This is a genomic window from Arthrobacter sp. N1 (assembly GCF_048288285.1).
GTDB lineage: Bacteria > Actinomycetota > Actinomycetes > Actinomycetales > Micrococcaceae > Arthrobacter_D.
This window is the reverse complement of sequence record NZ_CP102608.1, coordinates 2629037-2652215: the sequence shown is the minus strand read 5'-3', so window position 1 is coordinate 2652215 and position 23179 is coordinate 2629037. Positions and strand designations below refer to the sequence as shown.

General features: G+C 69.3%; 22 protein-coding genes. 9 read left to right on the top strand and 13 right to left on the bottom strand.

All coding sequences use genetic code 11. From position 1 onward, the window contains the following. Nucleotides 1-41: 41 nt before the first annotated feature. The 4 genes from NVV32_RS12250 to NVV32_RS12235 form a co-directional block, all read right to left on the bottom strand. Nucleotides 42-1382, bottom strand: coding sequence for an ABC transporter substrate-binding protein (locus tag NVV32_RS12250; protein WP_055768359.1), 1341 nt, complete (start codon nt 1380-1382; stop codon nt 42-44). Between the two features lie 85 nt (nt 1383-1467). Beyond that, complete coding sequence (locus NVV32_RS12245) at nt 1468-2301, bottom strand: carbohydrate ABC transporter permease (protein ID WP_055769295.1); 834 nt, start codon at nt 2299-2301, stop codon at nt 1468-1470. A gap of 95 nt (nt 2302-2396) precedes the next feature. After that, the gene (locus NVV32_RS12240) at nt 2397-3335 is read right to left on the bottom strand and encodes a carbohydrate ABC transporter permease (RefSeq protein ID WP_055768363.1); all 939 of its coding nucleotides are present in this window, start codon (nt 3333-3335) and stop codon (nt 2397-2399) included. Continuing rightward, nucleotides 3313-5388: a beta-galactosidase gene (locus tag NVV32_RS12235; protein ID WP_422390335.1), complete on the bottom strand. Its 2076-nt coding sequence runs from the start codon at nt 5386-5388 to the stop codon at nt 3313-3315. The genes NVV32_RS12240 and NVV32_RS12235 overlap by 23 nt, the downstream gene beginning before the upstream one ends. Before the next feature lie 289 nt (nt 5389-5677). Here NVV32_RS12235 and NVV32_RS12230 point away from each other — a divergent pair, with 289 nt between their 5' ends. From NVV32_RS12230 to NVV32_RS12220, 3 genes are all read left to right on the top strand, one after another. After that, entirely contained in the window at nt 5678-6364 is a 687-nt protein-coding gene (locus NVV32_RS12230; protein ID WP_422390334.1) for a hypothetical protein, read from the top strand. A 311-nt stretch (nt 6365-6675) separates the two neighbouring features. Beyond that, nucleotides 6676-7509, top strand: coding sequence for a S1 family peptidase (locus NVV32_RS12225; protein ID WP_422390333.1), 834 nt, complete (start codon nt 6676-6678; stop codon nt 7507-7509). Between the two features lie 313 nt (nt 7510-7822). Further along, complete coding sequence (locus NVV32_RS12220) at nt 7823-9277, top strand: APC family permease (protein WP_055768374.1); 1455 nt, start codon at nt 7823-7825, stop codon at nt 9275-9277. Nucleotides 9278-9521: 244 nt separating this feature from the next. On the opposite strand, the gene NVV32_RS12215 is transcribed toward NVV32_RS12220, so the two are convergent. After that, nucleotides 9522-9872, bottom strand: coding sequence for a histone-like nucleoid-structuring protein Lsr2 (locus NVV32_RS12215; protein ID WP_055768377.1), 351 nt, complete (start codon nt 9870-9872; stop codon nt 9522-9524). An 806-nt stretch (nt 9873-10678) separates the two neighbouring features. Between NVV32_RS12215 and NVV32_RS12210 the strand changes: the two genes are divergently transcribed. Further along, nucleotides 10679-11422 (top strand): PhzF family phenazine biosynthesis protein, encoded by a 744-nt coding sequence (locus tag NVV32_RS12210; protein ID WP_422392041.1) that lies wholly within the window; start codon nt 10679-10681, stop codon nt 11420-11422. 141 nt (nt 11423-11563) lie between these two features. Beyond that, entirely contained in the window at nt 11564-11953 is a 390-nt protein-coding gene (locus NVV32_RS12205) for an FAD-dependent monooxygenase (protein WP_422390332.1), read from the top strand. Nucleotides 11954-12101: 148 nt separating this feature from the next. Here the strand turns inward: NVV32_RS12205 and NVV32_RS12200 are convergent, their stop codons facing one another. From NVV32_RS12200 to NVV32_RS12180, 5 genes are all read right to left on the bottom strand, one after another. Continuing rightward, entirely contained in the window at nt 12102-12998 is an 897-nt protein-coding gene (locus tag NVV32_RS12200; protein WP_422390331.1) for a DUF4394 domain-containing protein, read from the bottom strand. A 77-nt stretch (nt 12999-13075) separates the two neighbouring features. Further along, on the bottom strand, nt 13076-13684 hold the full coding sequence (locus NVV32_RS12195; protein ID WP_422390330.1) for a GNAT family N-acetyltransferase: 609 nt from the start codon (nt 13682-13684) through the stop codon (nt 13076-13078). Beyond that, a complete protein-coding gene (locus tag NVV32_RS12190) occupies nt 13681-14103 on the bottom strand; it encodes a GNAT family N-acetyltransferase (protein WP_422390329.1) in 423 nt (140 codons plus the stop codon). The genes NVV32_RS12195 and NVV32_RS12190 overlap by 4 nt, the downstream gene beginning before the upstream one ends. A gap of 98 nt (nt 14104-14201) precedes the next feature. Then, nucleotides 14202-14696 (bottom strand): Cys-tRNA(Pro) deacylase, encoded by a 495-nt coding sequence (gene ybaK, locus NVV32_RS12185; protein ID WP_055768392.1) that lies wholly within the window; start codon nt 14694-14696, stop codon nt 14202-14204. Between the two features lie 19 nt (nt 14697-14715). Continuing rightward, the gene (locus tag NVV32_RS12180) at nt 14716-15048 is read right to left on the bottom strand and encodes a hypothetical protein (RefSeq protein ID WP_422390328.1); all 333 of its coding nucleotides are present in this window, start codon (nt 15046-15048) and stop codon (nt 14716-14718) included. 481 nt (nt 15049-15529) lie between these two features. On the opposite strand from NVV32_RS12180, the gene NVV32_RS12175 reads away from it, so the two are divergent. Next, nucleotides 15530-16546: a LacI family DNA-binding transcriptional regulator gene (locus tag NVV32_RS12175; protein ID WP_422390327.1), complete on the top strand. Its 1017-nt coding sequence runs from the start codon at nt 15530-15532 to the stop codon at nt 16544-16546. 24 nt (nt 16547-16570) lie between these two features. Continuing rightward, on the top strand, nt 16571-16864 hold the full coding sequence (locus tag NVV32_RS12170) for a DUF503 domain-containing protein (RefSeq protein ID WP_422390326.1): 294 nt from the start codon (nt 16571-16573) through the stop codon (nt 16862-16864). 6 nt (nt 16865-16870) lie between these two features. On the opposite strand, the gene NVV32_RS12165 is transcribed toward NVV32_RS12170, so the two are convergent. Both NVV32_RS12165 and NVV32_RS12160 read right to left on the bottom strand, forming a co-directional pair. Further along, the gene (locus NVV32_RS12165) at nt 16871-17590 is read right to left on the bottom strand and encodes an HAD family hydrolase (protein WP_422390325.1); all 720 of its coding nucleotides are present in this window, start codon (nt 17588-17590) and stop codon (nt 16871-16873) included. Nucleotides 17591-17703: 113 nt separating this feature from the next. Beyond that, nucleotides 17704-18918, bottom strand: a complete 1215-nt coding sequence (locus tag NVV32_RS12160; protein ID WP_422390324.1) for a THUMP-like domain-containing protein — start codon at nt 18916-18918, stop codon at nt 17704-17706. Nucleotides 18919-19159: 241 nt separating this feature from the next. Here NVV32_RS12160 and groES point away from each other — a divergent pair, with 241 nt between their 5' ends. Beyond that, a complete protein-coding gene (groES, locus tag NVV32_RS12155; RefSeq protein ID WP_055768411.1) occupies nt 19160-19456 on the top strand; it encodes a co-chaperone GroES in 297 nt (98 codons plus the stop codon). A gap of 72 nt (nt 19457-19528) precedes the next feature. Beyond that, nucleotides 19529-21145 (top strand): chaperonin GroEL, encoded by a 1617-nt coding sequence (gene groL / locus NVV32_RS12150; RefSeq protein WP_055768414.1) that lies wholly within the window; start codon nt 19529-19531, stop codon nt 21143-21145. 291 nt (nt 21146-21436) lie between these two features. Here groL and NVV32_RS12145 read toward each other — a convergent pair whose 3' ends face one another. Then, the gene (locus NVV32_RS12145) at nt 21437-23071 is read right to left on the bottom strand and encodes a ribonuclease J (RefSeq protein ID WP_055768417.1); all 1635 of its coding nucleotides are present in this window, start codon (nt 23069-23071) and stop codon (nt 21437-21439) included. Nucleotides 23072-23179: the final 108 nt, after the last annotated feature.

The following is a 23179-nucleotide window of genomic DNA, read 5'->3' as shown; positions in this document are numbered from 1 at the left end:
TACGGGACGCGGCGCTCCATGATCTGGTGCTCGGCGCGGAGTTACTCCGAGACGGGGATCGACTGCGCCTTCAGCGAGTCGATCGTCTTCTGCTGGCCGGTCTCGAGGGCGTCCATCAGCGTGCCCGAACCACCGATGGCGGCACCGAACCCGTCGGAGACGTCGGTGTAGGTCTGCGTCATGGTCGGTCCCCAGGTGAAGTCCGGGTTCACGTTCGAGGAGGCTTCGGCGAAGACGTCGTAGATCTTCTGTCCGCCGTAGTAGTCGACACCGCCGGCGAAGGCTTCGAGCTCGGTGGCCGACTTCGCGGCCGGGTAGAGGCCGCCGAGTTCGTTGGCGAGGGCGAGGGCTTCGGGATCGGTGTTCAGCCAGAGCGCGAACTTCGCGGCTTCAGCCGGGTGCTCCGAGCCCTTCAGCACTGCGGTGGAGGAACCGCCCCAGTTGCCTGCGGTCTCGCCGCCGTCCTCCCACTGCGGCATCGGGGCCACGGCCCACTTGCCGGCGGTGTCGGGCGCGCCGTCGGACAGGGTGGTCGCGCCCCAGACCGCGGAGACCCAGGTCCACTGCTGGCCGGTGTTGAAGGACGCGTTCCACTCGTCGGAGAAGGAGGGCAGGGTGGAGACGAGGTCCTCGGACAGCAGGTCCTGCCAGTAGGTGGCGACCTCCTCGGACTCCGGGCTCGTCAGGTTGACGTCCCAGTTCTCGCCGTCGTTCGCGAACCACTGGCCGCCGTTCTGCCACACCATGCCGGCGAACCAGTTGACGTCGGTCTTCGGGAAGTTGGTGATGTAGGAACCCTGGGCCTTGATCTCCTCGGCCGCCGCGGCGTACTCCTCCCACGTGGTGGGCACCTCGATGCCGGCCTCCTCGAAGAGGTCGGCGCGGTAGTACATGGCCATGGGACCGCTGTCCTGGGGGACCGCGTAGACCGAGCCCTCCTCGCCGAAGGTCACCTGGCCCCACGTCCAGTCCACGAACTGGTCCTGGGCGTCGGCGACACCCTCGCAGCCGGCAATGTTCTCCAGGCCGTCCTGGACGCGGAAGTTCGGCAGTGCGTCGTACTCGATCTGGCCGAGGTCCGGGGCGTTGCCGGCCTGGATCTGGTTGAAGAAGTTCTGGTACGTACCCGAGTTGCCGTTGGGCCCGGTCTGGACAGTGACCTGGATGTCCGGGTTCGCCTCGTTCCAGAGCTCGACGACCTGGTCCATACCCGGCACCCAGGTGGTGAACTCGAGGGTCACGGGACCGTCGGAGGCCTCGCAGGGGGCTGCCTCGGCCCCTGCCTCGGCTCCGGAGCTGTCTCCGCCGGCTGAACAGCCGGAGAGAGCCAGCGCAGAAATCATGGCAAAGGCCGCGGTGACTTTTCCGTAATGCGCGCGCATTGTCTTTCCTATCGGTTGATTGAGCAGTGCGGTGCGGGGGCGGACGCCCCGACACCTGTGGTGCTGGTCGGGAAGATCGGTGGTGCTACTTGACGCCGCCGGCGCCCAGGCCGCTGCTCCAGAACCGCTGGAGCGCGAGGAAGGCGATGATCAGCGGGACGATCGACACGAGCGCTCCGACGATCACGAGGGAACGCAGTTCGGGGATCTGGCTGATCTGGCTGTTCCAGGCGTAGAGGCCGAGGGTCACCGGGAAGAGCGCCTGGTCGCGGAGCATGATCAGGGGCAGGAAGAAGTTGTTCCAGATGGCCACGAACTGGAAGAGGAAGATCGTCACGAGGGCCGGTGCCATCAGGCGCGTGGAGACCGTGAAGAACGTGCGGATCTCGCCCGAGCCGTCGAGGCGGGCCGCCTCGAGCAGTTCGCCGGGAACGCTCGCCGCGGCGTAGATGCGTGCGAGGTACACGCCGAACGGGCTCACGAGGCTCGGCAGGAAGACGGCCCACATGGTGTTGGTGAGCTCGACCTGGCTGAAGATCAGGAACAGCGGCAGGGCGAGCGCCGTCGCCGGGACCAGGACACCGCTGAGGACGATGTTGAAGATCGCCTCCCGGCCCCTGAACTCGTACTTCGCCAGGGCGTACCCGCACATCGCCGCGATGACCGTGCCGATCAGGGCACCGACTCCGGCGTACAGGGCGGAGTTCAGCAGCCAGCGGCCGAAGAGGCCGTCCCCGTAGGAGAACAGGCGGCCGAGGTTCCCGAAGAACGTCCCGAAGGAGTTCGCCGTGAACCACAGCGGAGCCGTGGAGGTGATCTCGCCGCCGGTCTTCGTGGACGTCGTGAGGAGCCACCAGATCGGCGTCAGGAAATAGAGGGTGAAGACTCCCATGATGAGCATCGCTGCGCTGCGGGACATGATGCTCTGGCGCGGCCCGCGAGCATGCGTGTCGGCACCGGGCGCCGTCGTGCTCCCGCCGCGGCGGCTCCTGGGGGTGGTGGCTGGGGCTGCCGTCACTGGGTGACCTTCCGCTGGGTGGACTTCAGGAAGACGAAGGAGAGGATGAACGTGGCGAGGGCGAGGACCACGGAGAACGCCGCGGCGAGATTGTAGTTCGGCACCGACGCCGTGGTGTAGACCGCGAGGTTCGGGGTGAACGTGCTGTTGATCGCCGAGCTGAAGCTGCGCAGGGTCTGCGGTTCCGCGAGCAGCTGCAGGGTGCCGATGATCGAGAACACCGCGGTGAGGATGATCGCGGGGATCACGAGGGGGATCTTGATCCGCCAGGCGATCTGGAGGTTGCTGGCGCCGTCGAGCCGTGCCGCCTCGTAGATCTCGGTGGGGATCGCGAGGAGCGAGGAGTAGATGATCAGCATGTTGTAGCCGACGTAGACCCACGTCACGATGTTCGCGATGGCCCAGAGCACCAGGTTCCCGCCCAGGAAGTCGACGTTGGAGGTCACGGCGCCGAAGGGCGAGAGTGACGGCGAGTAGAGGAAGCCCCACATGATCGCCGCGATGACGCCCGGGACGGCGTACGGGGCGAAGAACGCGAGGCGGAAGAACTTCTTGCCCTTCAGCAGCGGGGAATCGAGGAGCAGGGCGAACAGCAGGGCGAGCCCCAGCATGATCGGCACCTGCACCACGCCGAACAGGAGGACGCGGCCCACGGATTCCCAGAACGCCGTGTTCTGGAAGACCTGCTCGTACTGCACGAGGCCGCCGAAGACCTGGCGCGGCGGTCCGAAGGTGCCGTCGCGCTCGACCGTGAGCAGTGACTGCACGATCGCGTAGATGATCGGGACGGCGTAGAAGGCGAGGAACAGCAGCGCGAACGGGGCGATGAACAAGGCCACCGCACGGCGCTGCGCTCCGGACGAGCGGTTCTTCCGCGTGGCCGGTGGCGCCTTGGGCGCGTCGGCCGGGGTGCTAATGACGGTCATGGCCTGCATCCTTTCGGCCCTGGGGCGAGCCGTCGGTGTGGGGGAGTGCTGATTCCGGGGTATCGGTGCGGACGACGCGGACCGCGCCCGCGGGAACCACGACGACGTCGGCCACGGCCTCGGCGGTCAGCAGTTCCATCCCGCGGACCCGGTGCTTGCGGTCCTCGGTGGAATGGTTGATGAGGAAGACGTAGTCGTGGCCGTTGCCGCGCCGGGTCACGCACTCCAGCCCGGACTGTGCCTCCGGGAGGTGGACGCCGGCGGCCACGGCCGCCCGCAGCAGCAGGTCCTTCAGGACCCCGCCGTCGAGCACGGTCGCGGCGTACCAGGCCTCGCCGGCCCCGGCGCGATTGCGGGTCACGGCCGGAGCGCCTGCGTGGTGGCCGGTCGCGTAGCGGAGGACGGCCTCGGCCGTCGTGAGGTGGAGCGACTCGGACCAGAGCGACGCCGGTGACCCGTTGTCCAGCGTCAGCGGATGTGCCGGGTGGAGCGGGAAGAACTCCTCGGACCGGATGCCGAGCAGGTCCCGGAATGCGCCCGGGTAGCCCCCCGGACGCACGCGTTCGTTCTCGTCGACGATCCCGCTGAAGAAGGTGACGAACGCCGAACCGCCGGCGCGGACGAAGGCGCTGATCCTGTCGGCGTCCTCGTCGCGGATCAGGTAGAGATGGGGGACCACCGCGAGTTTGTAGCCCGAGAGGTCCGCTCCGGGAGCGACGACGTCGACGGTCAGTCCCGCGTCCCACAGCGCCCGGTAGGCCGCGTGGACCTGCTCGATGTACCGGACGTCCCCGGAGGGGTGCGATTCCTGGTCGTGCGCCCACCAGGCCTCCCAGCTGAAGACGAGGGCCACGTCGGCGTGCACCGTGGTGCCGGCGAGCTCACCCAGCCTGCCGAGCGAGGACCCCAGGTCGACGACGTCGCGCCAGGTCTGCGAGTCGGTACCGGCGTGCGGGACCATCGCCGAGTGGAACTTCTCGCTGCCCTGCAGCGACGCGCGCCACTGGAAGAAGCACAGGCCATCGGCACCGCGGGCGAGGTGTGTGAGGGAGGTGCGGAGCATCTCGCCGGGCCCCTTGGCGATGTTGCGGGGCTGCCAGTTCACGGCTCCGGTGGAATGCTCCATCAGCAGCCAGGGACGGCCCTGGGCGAGCCCCCGGGTGGCGTCCGCGGTGAAGGCGAGCTCCGCGAGGGGGGCCTCGAGGCGGTGGTCCACGTAGTGGTCGTTCGCGATGACGTCCATGTGCGGCGCCCAGGACCAGTAGTCCTGGTTCCGGATGTGCGCGGCGACCATGAAGTTGGTGGTGACGGGCGCATCGCTGGTGCGCCGGAGGACGGCCTCCTCCGCGCGGTAGTGCGCGAGGAGTTCGTCCGAGCTGAAGCGGTTGAAGTCGAGCGTCTGGGTGGGGTTGGTCGCGGACAGCGTGAGCCTCGGTGGGAGGATCTGCTCCCACGCGGAGTAGCGCTGGCTCCAGAAGGCGGTGCCCCAGGCGGCGTTGAGCGCGTCCAGGGTGCCGTAGCGCGTGCGGAGCCACCCGCGGAACGAGTCCGCGGAGACGTCGCAGTAGCACAGCGAGTTGTGGCAGCCGAGTTCGTTGGAGACGTGCCACAGGCGCAGGGCGGGGTGGTGGCCGTAGCGGGTGGACACCTGCTCGACGAGGGCGAGGGCACGCTCGCGGTAGATGGGCGAGCTGGGGCAGAAGGCCTGCCGGCCGCCCGGCCAGCGGGCGGTGCCGTCGGCCGTCCGCGGCAGGATCTCCGGGTGTGCCGTGGTCAGCCAGGCCGGGGTCGATGACGTCCCGGTGCCGAGATTCACGCCGATCCCGTTCGCGGCGAGGAGGTCCATGACGGCGTCGAGGTCGTCGAAGCGGAAGATGCCCTGCTCGGGTTCGATCTCTGCCCACCCGAAGATGTTGACGGCGACGAGGTTGACGCCGGCTTCCTTCATGAGGCGGACGTCCTCGTCCCAGACGGACCGGTCCCACTGCTCGGGGTTGTAATCGCATCCGTACACGAGCTGCCCGGTCCCGGACAGTGCTGCGACGGTGGTTGTGCGTGCCAAGCCTGCTCCTCGATGCTGCGGTGCCGATCCCGTCGTCGGGGAGGCGCCGGCGCATTCTGTGAACGCTCCCACAACTGGGCGGCAGGACTCTCCATCGAGGATCTGTGAACGTTCCCAGAGTAAGCGTCGTCACACGGGCTGTCAACGCACGGTGCGGTCCGGTCGGCCGGGCGGTGGTCCGCGTCGACGCGGTTCGGTACCCGCCCCGCTCCATCCCTGCGCCGTCCTGAGGTCATCGGTGCGGCGGCCCGCTCTCGCGCAGCATCGGACGCGACGCTAGGGTCGGCCTGTGAGTGGTCTGGTGGCGGCCGTGGGCAACAACGCGGACTGGTGCTCTGCCGTGTGCCGCGCCCACGGCGTCCCGGTCACGGTGGGGAACGGCATCTGGCGGACCGGGACGACGCCGCCGCGCTTCTATCCCGACGCCATGACGCTGCGTCCGGGGCAGACGTCCTCGGCACTCGTGGATGGTCTGGGTGATCGCCCCGCCTGCGCCGTGAAGGACGGCTGGGCTTCGCTCGATCTCCGTGCTGCCGGCTTCGAGCCGGTCTTCACCGCGTCGTGGATCCGCCGGGTGCCGGACGACGCCGCCGGCACAGCGCTGGCGTGGACCCGGGTCGACGACCGTCCCGGCGCGGCCGCCTGGGAGGACGCCGCCGAACTGCCGGGCCTGCTCCGTCCGGGACTCCTCGGCGAGACCGCGGTGCGGATCCTCCTCGCCCGCGACGGGGCGACCGTGGTGGGCGGGGCGATCCTCTTCAGGAGCGCGTCCGTCGTCGGGCTGTCGAATGTCTTCACCACGCCCGAGGCGCGCGGCGCCGTCTGGGGTGACCTGCCTGCCGTCGCGCAGGCGATGGACCCCGGCGTGCCGGTGGTCGGTTACGAGCACGGCACCGATCTCGACCGCGCCATGGCTGCGGGATTCCAGGCGATCGGCCAGGTACGGGTCTGGCGTCGCGGCGGGGAGGACCGCTAGATCATCCCTGGACCGATCCTGCGCACCGATCCTGCGCACTCATCCTGCGCACCCATCCTGCGCACCTGCGATGCCGCCGACGCGCCGTTCCTTCGCACCGCTCCTGCGCTGCCGCCGTCGCATCCTTCCTGCGCTGCCGCCGGAGCGCCACCGAGGGCGGGCCGGACCAAGGCCGATCCGTCGTCGGTTGGACGCCCGTCGCACCGATCCGAGAAGCCGTTCGGAATCAGTGGCCGCAGCTACGGGAGCGGCTGTACGGTTCTCGCACCACCCGCTTCGGAAAGGTCGCAATGATGAGACGTCTCCTTCGAATGTCCGCGCTCCTCGCCACGTCGGCGGTGGCGCTCGCCGCAGTCGGCATCCAGCCCGCCGCAGCCATCACCGGGGGTCAGCCCGACGGCGAGGCGCACCCCGCTGTGGCACTGATCCTCGCGTACGACGAGGACGGTTCGCGGTACCGCTGCTCGGCCACCCTGATCGAGCCGACGGTCCTCCTCACGGCCGCGCACTGCACGGAACCCGCCGTCGGCAGCACCCTGGTCACGTTCGACACGGTCGTCGCCGAGACGCCCCCGCTGCCGTTGCCCGTGGCCGCAGACCCCTCCGCCGGATACACCGACGAGGAGATCACGGCGGCAGGGTTCTTCTCCGGCACGGCCCTGACCCACCCCGAGTACTCGGACTTCACGGATACGGACAACTGGAACGACGTCGGCGTCATCGTCCTCGATGAGCCCGTGGTCGGCATCGAGCCGGCCGTCGTCGCCCCGCTCCGGTACCTCGACCGGTTCGCGTCGCCCGTGCTCAACAGGACCCTCTTCGAGGTCGTGGGATACGGGACCGAGGTGCGCAAGCCGGCGACGGGTCCGCAGAAGCCGCAGCCCATGTCCTACCCTCTGATCCGGCGCAGCACCACCTCTCCGGGACAGAAGCTGACGCCGCAGATCCTGCAGCTGCAGGGCAACCCGAATGACAACCGCGGGGGAGGAGGGACCTGTTTCGGTGACTCCGGGGGGCCCGTCTTCCTCGATGGCTACCTCGTGGCGGTCACGAGTTACGGGTACACCTCGAACTGCCGCTACCTCGGCGGCTACCAGCGGGTCGAGATTCCCGTGGTCCAGGAGTGGCTCGAAGCGACCCTCTGACCCCGCCCGAGCCCACGCGGCAGGAGCCGTTCCCGTTCGTGGGGGCGGCTCCTGCCGCGTCCTTCACACCGGGCTCCCGCGCCGTCGTGCACGTCTTTTCGCGCGATCGTCCCTCATCACCGGCGTGTCCCGGCGCGACACGCACCCTGCCCCCGGAAAGCCGTGAACGATGCCGCGGGCCTGGACCCCCGGACCGGCCCAGGCCGGCTGCTGGTCCCCGCCCCGCGTCACGAGCGGCATTTCTGCGGGCGAGTGCTTGCTAAGCAGACTGAACAGGGCCACAGTGAGGTGGAAAACCTAGGGGAGGCCGACCATGAGTACTTCTGCCGAGCACGTGTCCGACGCTCCGACCACGACCGGCGAGCCGGAACTGAAGCGGGTCCTCGGACCGAAGCTGCTCCTGCTCTTCATTGTCGGCGACATCCTCGGGGCGGGGGTCTACGCCGTGACCGGGACCATGGCCGGTACCGTCGGCGGAATCGTGTGGCTCCCGTTCCTGCTGGCCTTCATCGTCGCGACCATGACCGCCTTCTCCTACCTGGAACTCGTGACGCAGTACCCCCAGGCGGCCGGGGCGGCGCTCTACACCCACAAGGCGTTCGGCATCCACTTCGTCACGTTCCTCGTGGCATTCGCCGTCGTCTGCTCCGGGATCACGAGCGCTGCGACATCGGCCAATGTCCTCGCCCAGAACTTCTTCGGCGGCCTCGAGGTGAACGGGTGGCTGGAGATGCCGGGGCAGGGCGTCATCACCATCGTCGCCCTCGCCTTCATGCTGCTGCTGGCCGTGATCAACCTCCGCGGGGTCGGCGAGAGCGTCAAGTTCAACGTGGTGCTGACGCTCGTGGAGATGACCGCGCTGTGCATCGTGATCGGTGTCGGTTTCCTGGCGATGGCTCAGGGGAAGGGCAACGTCGGCGAGATCTTCGTGTTCACCGACGCGCAGGACAAGGGACTGTTCCTCGCCGTGACCGCGGCGACGTCGATCGCCTTCTTCGCCATGGTGGGGTTCGAGGACTCCGTGAACATGGTGGAGGAGACCCAGAACCCGGAGCGCATCTTCCCGCGCACCATGCTCACCGGCCTGGGGATCGCCGTCATCTTCTACATGCTGGTGGCCATCTCGGTGGTCACGGTGCTCAGCCCCACCGAACTCGCCGGGATCCGTGAGGCCGAGGGCGCGGCGTTGCTGGAGGTGGTCCGCGCCGGTTCGCCGGACTTCCCGATCGACAGGATCTTCCCGTTCCTCGCCGTCTTCGCGGTCGCGAACACCGCACTCATCAACATGCTCATGGCCAGCCGGCTGATCTACGGTATGGCTCGTCAGGGCGTGCTTCCCCGCCCGCTCGGCAAGGTGCTCCCGGTGCGCTGCACACCCTGGGCCGGGATCGCGTTCTCGACCGTCCTGGCCCTCGGGCTGATCCTGTACGTGACCAGCGACCCGGACAGCAACATCGTCGCCAACCTCTCCGGCACCACGGCCTTCCTCCTGCTGTGCGTCTTCACCGTCGTGAACATCGCCTGCGTGGTGCTGCGGCGGAAGCGCGATGTCAATCGCAAGGTCTTCTTCACCTCGCCCGGACCGCTGCCGATCGTGGCCGCGCTCCTCTGCGCCTTCCTGGCCGGTCCCTGGGTGGGGCGCGACGTCGTCCAGTACCAGATCGCGGGCGGCCTCATGGCGATCGGGGTGGTGCTGTGGCTCGTCACCTGGCTCGTCAATCGGCGCACCAACACGACCGCGGGTGACCTGAGCAGCCTGGACGGCTGAGCGACAGGACGCCGACCAAGCAGGCTCATCGCCCGGCAGCAGCGACCCGACAGGAGCGGTCACGACGGCGAACGGACACGCGCCGACCGGGACGTAGCGTGGGATCGAGTCCGAAGTGCCCGGCACTCTCGGTGATCGGCGAGACCTCGGGTGCTCCGTTCGGCACTCGCCCGTCGGACTCCGCCGTCAGATCATCCCGTCCGGCCACGGTCCTCTTCGCCCCTGGTCGGGTGCGACCCGGCGTCTACTGAGCTTCGTTGTACGCGTCGATGATGGACTGGGTGATGCGTCCCCTCGAACTGGGGTTGTGCCCGTTGTCCTTGGCCCACTGGCGGATCTGCTGCGTCTCCTCGCGCTTGGACTTGGTGGTCGACGTCGTCGTCGCCTGGCGACCCTGTCCACTCTGCCCGCGCCGGCCCGCCGTGGACTTCCGCCCCTTGTCGACGTAGAGGGACAGGACCGAGCGCAGTTTTTCCGCATTCTCTGCCGTGAGATCGATCTCGTAGTCGGTGCCGTCGACGCCGAATCGCACGGTTTCCTGTGCTTCCGCACCATCGAGGTCGTCGACCAATTCCACCTGGACGCGCTGTGCCATTGTTCTGCTCCTGAATTACTCGTTATCGATGAATGTGTTCCCCTTCTCCTGACTCTATCCCGGAAATGACTAAGCCTGCTTCTGATCATCCACATCACCGCACACGACACCGCTGTGCTTTTCCTCCGTCGGCGCGTTCCGGGAGAACCGAGCGGCACATGCCACAACTCTGTCGACGTCGTCCGTCCTTGCAGTGGCGCTGTTCTGCGCGGGCTGCAGCGGAGGTGCACCCCCTCCGGCCGTGGACGTCGCCGGCGCAGAGGAATTCGAGCTCTTATGCCAGGTCTGACAGAAGTGGAAATCGGCTGCACGTGGTCTCTCCATACGGCTGCCGGAATCGGTGCGGTCACGGCGGAGACCTTCCTCGACAGCGCAGATATCGATCCTGCTCATTGCGGGGAAAGATATCCGACGGTGTGGCGTCCTTCCGGAGGAGGGATAGCCAGGCGAAGGGGTTGACCTGACATCGCCGATGGGATTTAGGTGCTCGTGACCGACGATATCGATGGTGCTCGGACTGCATACCGCTGGCCTTCACCGTCGGGGAAGACATCGCACCGCTGACATCGGATGACGTGCTTCTGCATCTCACCGGTGAGGAGTCCTCCGCTCTGCCCCTTCATCGAGTCATCGACGTCGACGACAGCGGGCGACCCGCGCAGGCCCGGCGGACCACGCGGTGTGCCCGCTAGTCTGTGCGCAAGGAGATCCGCCGCTACGCCGCCTTCACGGACACGCCCGACGGCGGTAACCCGGCCGGGATCGTGCTCGACGCCGACCATCTCGATCCGGCGGAGATGTAGGCCATCGCCGCGGACATCGGGTACGCGGAGAGCGCGTTCGTCCTGCGGCGATCCGCCGGTCGAGCACAGCTCCGCTATTTCGCCCCGGAGGCGGAAGTACCCTTCTGCGGCCATGCGACGATCGCCGCGGGCGTGGCCCTCGCGGAGCGTGAGGGCATGGGGCGACTCCTGCTGGACACGCCGGTGGGGCCGATCGACCTCGTCACGGAGCTGGTGGACGGACGTCTCGTGGCGTCGCTCGTGACGGTCGAGCCGCGCGTCGAGGAAATCGACGGTGGTGTGCGCGCGGAGTTGCTGCTCCGCCTGGGGCTCGGTGGGACGGACCTCGACCAGAGCCTGCCCGTCCTGCTCGCCTACGCGGGCAACGTCCATCCGGTCGTCCCCGTGCGGAGCGCGGGCGTCCTGCGCGGGCTCGACTACGACTTCACCGGGCTGAGGAAGCTCATGGCAGCCCAGGGCTGGAAGGCGACCGTCGCCGTCGTGCATCGGCGGGACACGCTCCTCTTCGACGCCCGCAATCCGTTCCCCCCGGGAGGCGTCCGCGAGGATCCCGCGACGGGATCAGCGGCGGCCTCGCTGGGCGCCTACCTGCGGCACCTCGGCGAAGTCGCGCCGCCGGCAACGCTGACGGTCCATCAGGGCGCCGACGTGGGCCGCCCGTCGCAGATCACGGTGCTCGTTCCACCCTCGGGGGGCCTGACGGTCCGGGGCGGCGCCGTGCCCCTCGTGGCGACGTCGATCCCCTGACAGGACGCAGACAGGACGCAGACAGGACGCAGACAGGACGCAGACAGGACGCAGACAGGACGCAGACAGGACGCACGGCATTTCACGGGGTGGGCCGACCCTGTCCGGCCTCTGATCGATCGGACGCCGGCCGATCAGGTCATGCGCCATGACGTCCATGACCTGGCACCCCACCTCGGGACCTACGTCCATGGACGAGGGGCGCTCGTCGGCGACGCGGCGCATGCCATGCTCCCCACGATGGGGCAGGGAGCGCATTCCTCCCTGGAGGACGGCGCGTGCATCGGTCTCCTGGTCGGCCGACCGGTCAGGGAGGGAGAGTCCCTGGAGGTCGCACTAGGCAGGTTCGACGCAGCCCGCCGCCCGCGTACGCAGAAGATGGTCCGGCGGTCACGGGGTGCCGGGCGGATCGGAGCCGACGTCGAGGGCAGGATTCGTGTCGCCATCCGCAACACGATGATGAGGATGGTGCCGGCCGGACCGGCAGTGACGGCAGGAGCATCGGTCCTCGCCTGGAGAGCATCGCACTGAGCGGAAGCGAGCAGGATGAGGGCCTCAGGCCGGGGCGCCCGTCCTGCCCGGGGCCCGCTCCGCTGCCGGAATCGGGGCTCGGAGGACGGGCGGCCCCACCCCGGACGAGGACGCGACGGCCGCGCCCGGTCCAGGACGGGGCCGCGCGTCAGCGCTGGTCCAGGGGCAGGGCGATATCGGTCACCGCTGCTCCGATCGTGCCGCGGGAGGTCGCCGTGCCGCTGAGCAGGGCGATCTCGTAGAGGGAGCCGTTCACGGCGGCGAAGCCCGTGACTCCGACGGTGGTGCCGTCCCGGAGCGTGGAGTAGATGTCGAAGCCGGTATCGCCACCGGCATCGACACCGAGCATCCCTGTCGGGGCCAGCGATCCGGCATTGGCGGGAGACTGCACGGCGATCTGGTTCAGGGCGGTGTCCAGGTCGAACAGCGTGGTCGCGGTGTTCGGATCGAGGTCGTTGTTGGTGTAGGCGGCGCCGTTGATCCCGGCGGCGATCGCCGGCGCCGCATAGCTCAGCGCGCCGTCCACGACGGTCGGCGCACCTGCGGTGGCGAAGGGCTGGCGCAGGTTCTGGCCGCTGTCGCTGGTGATCCTGAGCGCGTTCGCGGCGGGGTTGAAGTCGACGCCGAACGTCGAGCCGCTCAGGGCGACGGTGAGCCGGGTGACCAGGGTCGCCAGGCCTGTCCCCGCATCGATCCGGTACACGCCGGCGCCGGCGGCGTTGTTGCCCACGCCGTAGAGGTGGCCGTCCTGCACGCGGTAGTCGATGCCGATCAGGCGCGTGTCACCTCCGGTCAGACCGGTCACGCCGACCTCGCCGCGCACCTTACCGGGCTTCGCGGTCTCGAAGTGCACCAGTGCGGTCCCGCCGTCGGCCAGGCCCACGACACGCAGCTTGCCGGCTCCGTTCCCGCCGCCGTTCGAGTGCTGCGCGGACGCACTGCCGGCCTGGGAGGATCCGCCCGTTGCGCTGGCGACGGCCGGGACCAGGCCCACCGCAGCGATCGTGGCGAGGGCAAGGACACCCAGTGTGGTCTTCTTCTTCATCGTGTTCTCCTCGGGAAGCGCCGGTCCCCGGGGTTCGGCGACTCGTGAGGGGTATACGCGTTCCGGGGGAGCGGCGTTCACGCCCCGCCCAGGGACGCGAGATGCGGCGCCTCCGTGCCCGACGGGACGTCGCGGATCCTGGCGTAGGACATGAGGTCCCGTCGTCGGCCGCCGATCTCGAGGTAGCCTCGCAGCAGCCCCTCGACCGCGAATCCCGCCGACGTGGCGGCGCTCGCCGAGGCGGTGTTCCACGGCTCGACGTGCAGTTCCAGGCGGTGCAGCTCCGGGAGGGTCCAGGCGAACGGGACGAGGGCGCGCAGGGCGTCGGTGGCGACGCCCCGGCCGCGGGCCCGGGGCATGACGGCGTACCCCACCTGTGCGCGACCGAGGGCGCGGTCACGCAGCCACAGCCCGATCATGCCGAGTGCCTGGCCGCTGCCTGCCTCTGCGACGGCGAAGGAGAACCCGGCACCCTCGACGTGCCGTTGCCGCTGGCGCGCGATGTAGGCCAGGGCACCGGCGCGGTCACACGACGGCGGGAGGGTCCCGATCAGGGGTACATAGGGATCGGTCGAGAGCTCCTGCACCATCGGTACGTCCCGGTCCTCGAACCGCCGGAGCATCACCTGTCCGGCGGACGGCGCTGTAGCCGGCCACGCCGGTAGCTCCGACGGCGGATGGTTCACGGCCGGAGACCGAAGGCGGCGAGACCGAGATCCGCGTGTCGGCGGAAACCCATCGAGGCGTAGAAGGGGTGTGAGCCGGTGGCGTCCGGGGTGCCCTCGGCATCGGTGGTGAGCGCGAGGAACATGCACTGCCGGTAGCGGTCCCTGATGTCCTGCAGCAGTGCCCTCCCGATCCCGCTCCGCCGCGCGGCGGGCGCGACGAGGATGTCCTGCAGATAGCAGATGGATTTGCCGTCCGAGACGGTCCGGGCGAGACCGAGCAGCGTGCCGGCGTCGTCCCGGGCCGTGAGCACCAGGTGCGACCCGGCGAGGCTGCGTTCGAGCCGGGCTGGATCACGGGTGTACGCGGTCCAGCCGACCGCGGCGTAGAGCGTGAGGGCTTCGGCGGTCGGGGGGATGCTCTCGCTGATCGTGGTCACGCCTCCACCGTAGCGGCCGACGGCGGGCCGGCAGCGGGCTCGGCGCGGGCGGCCGTGGCAGGCGCCGGATCAGTCGGCTCGGGTGTGGAGGCCGTGCCTCAGGGGTCGGCGATCGGGGCCGTCAGCGCTCCGGTCACCGCGATGAGGTCCGCGGGGGAGAGCTCGACGTCGAGCCCCCGCTGCCCTCCCGAGACGAAGACGGTGGAGTGCTGCAGTGCCGTCACATCGATCACCACGGGCGAGGGAAGCCGCTGCCCGACCGGCGAGATCCCCCCGAGGACGTAGCCGGAGCGCCGCTGCGCGTCGGCCGGGTCCGCCATCACGGCCCTGCGCCGACCGAGGGCCGCTGCGAGTGCCTTCAGGTGCAGGGAGCCGCTGACCGGGACGACGGCGACGGCGAGCACCCCGTCCACACTGGCCATGAGGGTCTTGAAGACCCGGGACGGCTCGACGCCGAGCGCTTCGGCGGCTTCGAGGCCGTAGGACGAGACGCCGTCGTCGTGATGGTAGGGATGAGCGGTGAAGGCGATCCCGGCGTCGGAGAGGGCGGCCAGCGCGGGGGTGCTGCGCTGGCCGGCGGTCCGTCGGGCCACGGTGTCTCCTTCGAACGTCCTACGAGGCGGTCGCGACGTCCCGTGCCGCGCTGAGGTCCCACAGATCGGGCTGGCCCCACGCACCCGTGAAATGGCAGGTGAGGATGAATTCTGCCATCACAGCACCCGTGAGGACGAGTCCTTCGACGCAGTCCACACCGTTGTGCCGCAGGCGTTCCACGCCCTCCTGCGCGACGAGGGCCGTGATGAGGTCCTCGGTCGTCAGGGGAGTGTCGGTGCGGGTCGAGCACCAGTACAGGTACAGTCCCTCGAGCTCATCGGCGGGGACGAGGGAACCGTCGGCGGTGACGGCGGTGCAGTCCTGCAGGAAGGTGGGGATGTGCTGCGTCATGGGGTGGTCCTTTGCAGTATGGCGTACAGGTGCCGGGAAGGGATGGGCCGGCGGGGGTGGAATCGCTCGCAGGGGCCGAGGCAGGGGGGAGTGACGTGCAGTGCCCGGAGCGGGAGGTGCGGGAGGAGTGCCACGATGGGCGTCCACCGCGTCATGAGGGGGTGCTGATCCGGGTGCGGAGCACTGGGTCGACGATGCCGGGCGGGCACGGCAGGGCCGTGCGGCTCACGCCTGGACGGCGAACGGACGGATCCGCAGGACGGCTGGAACGGCAGCCTGCGGGTGGCTGTGGAAGAAGGGCTTCCTGGTCGTTCATGGTGCACGCCCCCGATCGGGGATGGTGCTCTACTGACCGGCACGCGATCCGAGGATCGGCGACCAACGAGAAGAACCGAGGTCAGCCGCCTTCTTCTAGACAACTGCTCCCCACCCTACGCCTGTTCCACGCCGGCGGCCCCGGGGGCTCGGCTAAAGTACACGTATGCCCCCGCCCCGCACCCGGAACCGCCGGGCGACCATCAACGATGTCGCGACCGCGGCCGGGCTCTCCAGAGGGACCGTCTCCCGCGTCGTCAACGGCGAGCGTTATGTGTCCGACGAGGCGCGGATCGCCGTCGAGGAGGCGATCGCGAGCGTCGGCTACGTGCGCAACTCGGCCGCCCGGAATCTCGTCACGCAGGAGTCCCGCGCCATCGCGCTGATCATCCACGAACCCCACTCGCTCTTGTTCGAGGATCCCAACATCGGCTCGATCCTGCTCGGGGCCAACGAGGTGCTCTCGAGGGCGGACTACCAGCTGGTCTCACTCATCATCGACTCCGACCGCGACAGCCGCCGCGTGGCCGACTACCTGCGGGGCGGGCTCGTGGACGGCGCCGTCATCGTGTCCGCGCGCGCCTCGGATCCCATCGCGTCCGCCGTCCGCGACATCGGGGTACCGGCTGCGTTCGTCGGCCACCCACCCGGGACCCCGGACCTCCCCTACGTCGCCATCGACAACTCCGCGGCCGCGCGGTCCATCACCGAGCGGCTCGTGGCGACGGGCCGCAGGCGCATCGGGATGATCGCCAGTGCGATGGACCGCGATTCCGGACAGGACCGCTTCGCCGGCTTCCGCGAGGCGATGGGTTCGCGCTTCGATCCGTCGCTCGTGGTGGAGTACCCGCTCTACACCTACGCCGCGGGGCTTCAGGGGATGCAGGAACTGCTGCGCCGGTGCCCGGAGATCGACGGCGTGTTCGCCGCGTCCGATGCCGTTGCCGCGGGGGCCATGACGGCGCTGCAGGAGTCGGGGCGGAAGGTGCCCGACGACGTCGGGATCGTGGGGTTCGACGACAGCAGTTGGGCGCTGCGGACCCGCCCGCAGCTCTCGACGGTCCGGCAGCCCGCTGACCTGCTGGGCAGCACCGCGGCCGAGCTCGTCCTCGCGCAGATCCGGGGCCTGCCCAGTGCGGTGCAGGTCCTGGACACCGCCGTCGTCTGGCGCGATTCCGCCTAGTAGCCGCAGGTCAGGAGCATCAGCATGTGGATCGGGTCCATCGAGTTCGACATCCTGCTGGGTGACGTGCATTCCCTCAAGGGCAAGCGGTCCGTGGTGCGGCCGATCGTCGCGGACCTCCGGCGCTCCTTCGAGGTGTCCGCCGCCGAGGTGGGCCACCAGGACCTGCACCGGCGGGTGATCGTGGGCGTCGGACTGGTCAGCGGCGACCGGCAGCATGTGGTGGACGTGCTGGACCGCGTGGAGCGGCACGTCGCGTCCCGTCCGGAGATCGAGCTGCTCAGTGCTCGGCGGCGACTGCTCGACAGCGAGGACTAGGCGCGCTCACGGCTTCGCGCCGGCCGCTGCGAGCCGGTGCAGCGCACCGTCGTCGAACGCGGTCAGGAGCGCCCGGATGTCCTTGTGCACCTCGACGGCCCCTGCCTCGCGGAGCTCGGCCGCGCTCGTGCCGCCGGAGGCGAGCCCGACGGTCGGGATGCCCAGTTCCGAGGCCGCCAGCACGTCCCAGACGGAATCCCCGACGAACACCGTGTTCGCGGCGTCCAGTCCGCCCGCCGTCAGCGCTGCCTGGAGGATGTCCGGATCGGGTTTGCTGTTCTCGGCGTCTCCCGAACTCGTCGCGGCGCTGATGGCCTCGTCCGCGCCGATGATCCCGCGCGAGACGGCCAGCTCCTGGTGCGAGGCGGAGGAGGCGAGGACCACGGTGAGGCCCTCGTCGGCGCAGCGCCGCAGCAGCTCGCCCGCGCCCTCGAAGCTCCGGAGCCCGGGCCAGAAGGTCGAGAACACCGCGGAGCGCGTGGCATCGAGCTCGCCGTCCTGCTCGGTGTCGCGATCGTCGCCCAGCAGGTGGGCCACGAGCTTGTCCCCGCCCATGCCGATCGCACGGTGGATCTCCGCCATCGGCAGGTCGTGGCCGAAGCGGCGGAAGGCCTGCCACCACGCCATCGTGTGCTGGTAGTTGGAGTCGACGAGCGTTCCGTCCACGTCGAAGAGGACCCCGTGCCGTGTCGGCCGGTCGTCCGTGCTGCTGGCACTGTCCGTCATGCCTGTGCTCCGTCCCTCCGCCGCCCGTCCTGGTTCCCCACGAGTCTAGGAAGCCCGGCGTGCCCGCGGGAAGGGCGCCGCCGGGTTGCGGTCGTCCCGGATGTGTGGCTCGGTCAGGGGGCGGGGACCGGCTCGACGACGATGACCACCCGGTCCTCGCCGATCCGCGTCAGGACGAGGGTCGCCTTCCTGCGGCCCTTGCCGGACCCGGTCAGGAGCTGTTTCCGGACTTCCTCCGGGGTGACGGAGGTCCCCCGTTTCTTGATGTCCAGCACGCCGATGCCCTCGGACCGGACCCACGCCTTCAGCGCCTTCACGTTGTAGGGGCGGACCTCGAGGACGCGGTAGGCCCGGGCGAAGGGCGTGTCCGTGAGCATGGGCGCGCAGATGTAGGCGATCATCGGGTCCAGCAGGTGCCCGCCCAGCTGCTGTGCGAGGTCCGCCACCAGCTCGGCGCGGATGACGGCGCCGTCGGGCTCGTAGAGGTAGCCCGCGGGTTCCCCGACCGCCGCCGTCGGGCCGTCCCCGAAGGATGCCTCCGACACCATTTCCGCCGCTCCCCGGGCCCCGAGCAGGAGCGCTGCGCGCCGGACGCCCGGCCGGCGGAGCGCGTTGAACCAGAGCGCCACCTCCGTGACATCGCCGTCCACGGAGACCCATTGCGCCTCGCACGTCCCGGGGACCGATTCGTGCGGCATGCCGGGGCCCATCTTCACGCCGACGGGCATGCCGCTGTCGGCGAGCTGCTGGACGAAGGAGAGCGGGGGGGAGAACGCCTCGGGATCGAAGAGGCGGGACGTGCCCGACGTCGTCGTCGTTCTCCGCGCCGGATCCAGCCACACGCCGTCGTACCCGGCGGTGTCGACGAAGGCGGCGTCGGCGTTCACGACGCGGGCGTTGGGGAACGGCATCAGGTTCATGGTGGCCGCGGCCGCCGTGGTCTCATCGAGCTCGACGGCGGTGACCTCGCGGTCGAGGGTGGCCAGCGCCATGCTGTCGGCCCCCAGCCCGCAGCCGAGGTCCGCCACCTTGACGAGTCCGGCGTCGACGAAGCGCCGTGCATGTTGTGCGGCGACGCTCAGGCGTGTGGCCTGCTCGAGCCCGGCGGTGGTGAACACCATGTGGTCGGCGAACGGCCCGAACTTCGCCGAGGCCCTGGCCCGCAGGCGCGACTGCGTCAGGGCGGCGGCGACCACGCCGGGAGCGTGGCCGGCCTTCCGCAGCTGCTCGGTGAGACGGAGGCTGTCGGCCTCGGTGTAGGGCCCGAGCGAGTTCAGCAGCTCCCAGCCCTCGGGGGTCAGGATGTCCGCGATGTTGTCCGAAGCCATGGTGCCAGCCTAGGCGACGCAGCCGTCGGACCGGGTCCGGCCGCCTGCGCCATCGCGTCGTCGGACCGTCGACATTTGGCACTCGCCTTGACCGAGTGCCAGCCCTTGCATACAGTCAGAGTTGGCACTCACTCCCTGTGGGTGCTAATCCCGAGGGAAGCGTTCGCCGGCACCGCGACGACGGTTCACGCCCATCCCGACGGCCCCAATCCATTGGTATCGAACGCAAAGGAGAGCCCGAGTGTCGGTCTCTATTAAGCCCCTTGAGGATCGCATCGTTGTCCGCCCCCTCGAAGCCGAGCAGACCACTGCTTCCGGCCTCGTCATCCCGGACACGGCCAAGGAGAAGCCCCAGGAGGGCGAGGTCGTGGCAGTCGGACCGGGTCGTGTCGACGACAACGGCAACCGCGTCCCCGTCGACGTCGCCGAGGGCGACATCGTCATCTACTCGAAGTACGGCGGAACCGAGGTCAAGCACGGCGGCCAGGAGTACCTCGTGCTCTCCGCCCGCGACGTCCTCGCAGTCGTCGTCAAGTAGTAACCCCTTGAGAAGCCCCGGCCCGCAGTGGCCGGGGTTTTTCTCGCTGCACAAGCCTGAAAGGAATCAACAATGGCAAAGCAGTTGGAATTCAACGACGCCGCCCGCCGTGCCCTCGAGGCCGGCGTGGACAAGCTCGCGAACACCGTCAAGGTGACGCTGGGCCCCCGCGGACGCAACGTCGTGCTGGACAAGAAGTGGGGCGCCCCCACCATCACGAACGACGGCGTCACGATCGCCCGCGAGATCGAACTCGACGACCCCTACGAGAACCTCGGCGCGCAGCTGGCCAAGGAGGTCGCCACCAAGACCAACGACGTCGCCGGTGACGGCACCACCACCGCGACCGTCCTCGCCCAGGCACTCGTCAAGGAGGGCCTCCGCAACGTGGCCGCCGGCGCGGCTCCCGGACAGCTCAAGCACGGCATCGAGGTGTCGGTCGAGGCCGTCGCCAAGCGCCTGCTGGAGAACGCACGCGAGGTCGTCGGTCAGCAGACCGCCAATGTCGCGTCCATCTCCGCCCAGAGCACCGAGGTCGGAGACCTCCTTGCCGAGGCCTTCGAGAAGGTCGGCAAGGACGGCGTCATCACCATCGAGGAGTCCTCCTCGACCGTCACGGAGCTGGTCCTCACCGAGGGCATGCAGTTCGACAAGGGATACCTCTCCCCGTACTTCGTGACCGACGCGGAGCGCCAGGAAGCCGTCCTCGAGGACGCGCTCATCCTCATCAACTCCGGGAAGATCTCCTCGCTGCAGGAGTTCCTGCCGCTGCTGGAGAAGGCCCTGCAGGCCGGCAAGCCGCTGTTCATCATCGCCGAGGACATCGAGGGCGAGGCCCTGTCCACCCTGGTGGTCAACAAGATCCGCGGCACCCTGAACGTCGTCGCCGTCAAGGCTCCCGGCTTCGGTGACCGTCGCAAGGCCATGATGCAGGACATCGCGACCCTCACGGGTGCGCAGGTCGTCTCGCCCGATCTCGGCCTCAAGCTCGACCAGGTGGGTCTCGAGGTCCTCGGCTCCGCCCGCCGGATCACCGTCACCAAGGACGCCACCACGATCGTGGACGGCACCGGCAGCGAGTCCGACGTCGCCGACCGCGTGGCGCAGATCCGCGCCGAGGTCGAGCGCACCGATTCCGACTGGGACCGCGAGAAGCTCCAGGAGCGCCTCGCCAAGCTCGCCGGCGGTATCGGCGTGATCAAGGTCGGCGCTGCCACCGAGGTGGAGCTCAAGGAGAAGAAGCACCGCATCGAGGACGCCGTGTCCTCCACGCGTGCCGCTCTCGAGGAGGGCATCGTCGCCGGTGGTGGATCCGCACTGGTCCACGCCGGCAAGGCGCTCGACACCGACCCCGCCGTCCTCGCACTCGAGGGCGACGCCGCTACGGCGATCGGCCTCGTGCGCCGTGCCCTCGCGCAGCCGCTGCGCTGGATCGCGGAGAACGCCGGACACGAGGGCTACGTCGTCGTCTCCAAGGTCTCCGATCTCGAGGTGGGTCACGGCTTCAACGCCGCGACCGGCGAGTACGAGAACCTCGTGGACGCGGGCATCATCGATCCCGTGAAGGTGACGCGCTCCGCACTGCGCAACGCGGCCTCCATCGCGGCGCTGGTGCTGACCACCGAGACGCTCGTGGTCGAGAAGCCCGAGGAGTCCGAGGGCGACGAGGGCCACGGCCACTCGCACTAGGACGCCTGCCTGAACGGCACACGCTCCCGGCACGTCCAGCAGCACCCCGGCTCATCGAGCCGGGGTGCTGCTGCGTGTGGCCTCTTCCGCGCGGTCACCCCGGATGCCCTGCCCGGCGCATCGAGCCCAGGCAGGATCCCGCGACAAGGGGCAGGGTCGAACACTCCCACTCCGCACAGCCCGCAGGGGGATCCGGGCGACGACGTCCCGACGACGGACGACGAAGCCCCGGCCACTCCTTCGAGTGCCGGGGCTTCGGGCGCTGCGGGCGTCGGGCCCGGAGCCGTGGGATCAGGCGTCGACCACGATCGCCGTGACGACCGGCTGGCGGTTGTAGAACCGGCGCATCCAGTTGGCCGTGGCCCGTTCGATGATGTCCTCGGGGTCCTGCCGGCGGCCGCCCTGGCGGTTGGACGCGGCGTCGCGCAGTGCCTTCTCGACGGCGGCTCCGGCCTTGTCGAGGTCCTCGTCGGAGCAGGAGAAGCCCTTCGTGAAGAACTCGGGCGACTCGACCATCTCCCCGTTGTCCGGGTCGATGATGGCGAGGACCGTGACCACGCCCTCCTCGGCGAGGCGACGGCGCTCCACGAGGTCCTCCTCGGTGATGCCGCCGACGCTGTCGCCGTCGACGAACACGAGGCCGGCGTCGACCTTGCCCGAGAGCGTGGCGCGGCCGCGCGCGAGGTCGACGGTCACGCCGTCCTGGGCGATGACCACGTTGCGGGGATCGACGCCGGTCGCGACGGCGATCTCCGAGTTCGCGCGGAGGTGGCGCCACTCGCCGTGGACCGGCATGACGTTGCGCGGCTTGACGATGTTGTAGCAGTAGGCGAGCTCGCCGGCGCTGGCGTGGCCGGAGACGTGCACCTTGGCGTTGCCCTTGTGGACCACGTTGGCGCCGATCTCGGTGAGGGCGTTGATGATGCCGTAGATCGCGTTCTCGTTGCCCGGGATGAGCGAGCTCGCGAGCAGGACGGTGTCACCCTCGCTGATCCGGATGGCGTGGTCCTTGTTGGCCATGCGGGACAGCGCGGCCATCGGCTCGCCCTGCGAACCGGTGCAGATCAGCACCACCTTGTGGTCGTCGCTGCGCTCGAGCTTCTTGAAGTCCACGAGCAGGCCCTGCGGGATGTTGAGGTAGCCGAGGTCCGCCGCGATGGTCATGTTGCGGACCATCGAGCGTCCCACGAACGCCACCTTGCGGCGGTGGCGGTGCGCGGTGTCGATGATCTGCTGGATGCGGTGGATGTGGCTCGCGAAGCTCGAGACGATGATGCGGCGCGGGGCGGTGCGGAACACGGCGTCGATGGCCGGGCCGAGGTCCTTCTCCGACGTCGTGAAGCCCGGGACGTCCGCGTTGGTGGAGTCCGTCAGGAACAGGTCCACGCCCTCGGCGCCGAGGCGGGCGAACGCGCCCAGGTCCGTGATGCGGCGGTCGAGCGGGAACTGGTCCATCTTGAAGTCACCCGTGTGCAGCACCATGCCGGCGGCGGTGCGGATGGCGACGGCGAGGCTGTCGGGGATGGAGTGGTTGACCGCGACGAACTCGAGGTCGAAACCGCCCATGGTCCGGCGGTCACCCTCCTTGACCTGGACGGTCTTCGGGGTGATGCGGTGCTCCTTGAGCTTCGCCTCGATGAAGGCCAGCGTGAGGCGCGAGCCGACCAGGGGGATGTCCGCGCGCTCCTTGAGGAGATACGGGACACCGCCGATGTGGTCCTCGTGCCCGTGCGTCAGGACGACGGCCACGACGTCGTCGAGCCGGTCCCGGATGTAGGAGAAGTCCGGGAGGATGACATTGATGCCGGGCTGGTGCTCCTCGGGGAACAGGACTCCGCAGTCGACGATCAGCAGTTTGCCGTCGAACTCGAACACGGTCATGTTTCTACCGATCTCACCGATCCCACCCAGGGCGACAATGCGCATGGCTCCCTTGGCCAGGTCCCGTGGTGCTGTCAGTGCGGCAGGTCTTTTATTCACAGATTAGGTTTCTCTCAGTGGTGGCGGGGGCAGGGGAGAGGCCGCCGGACGTGT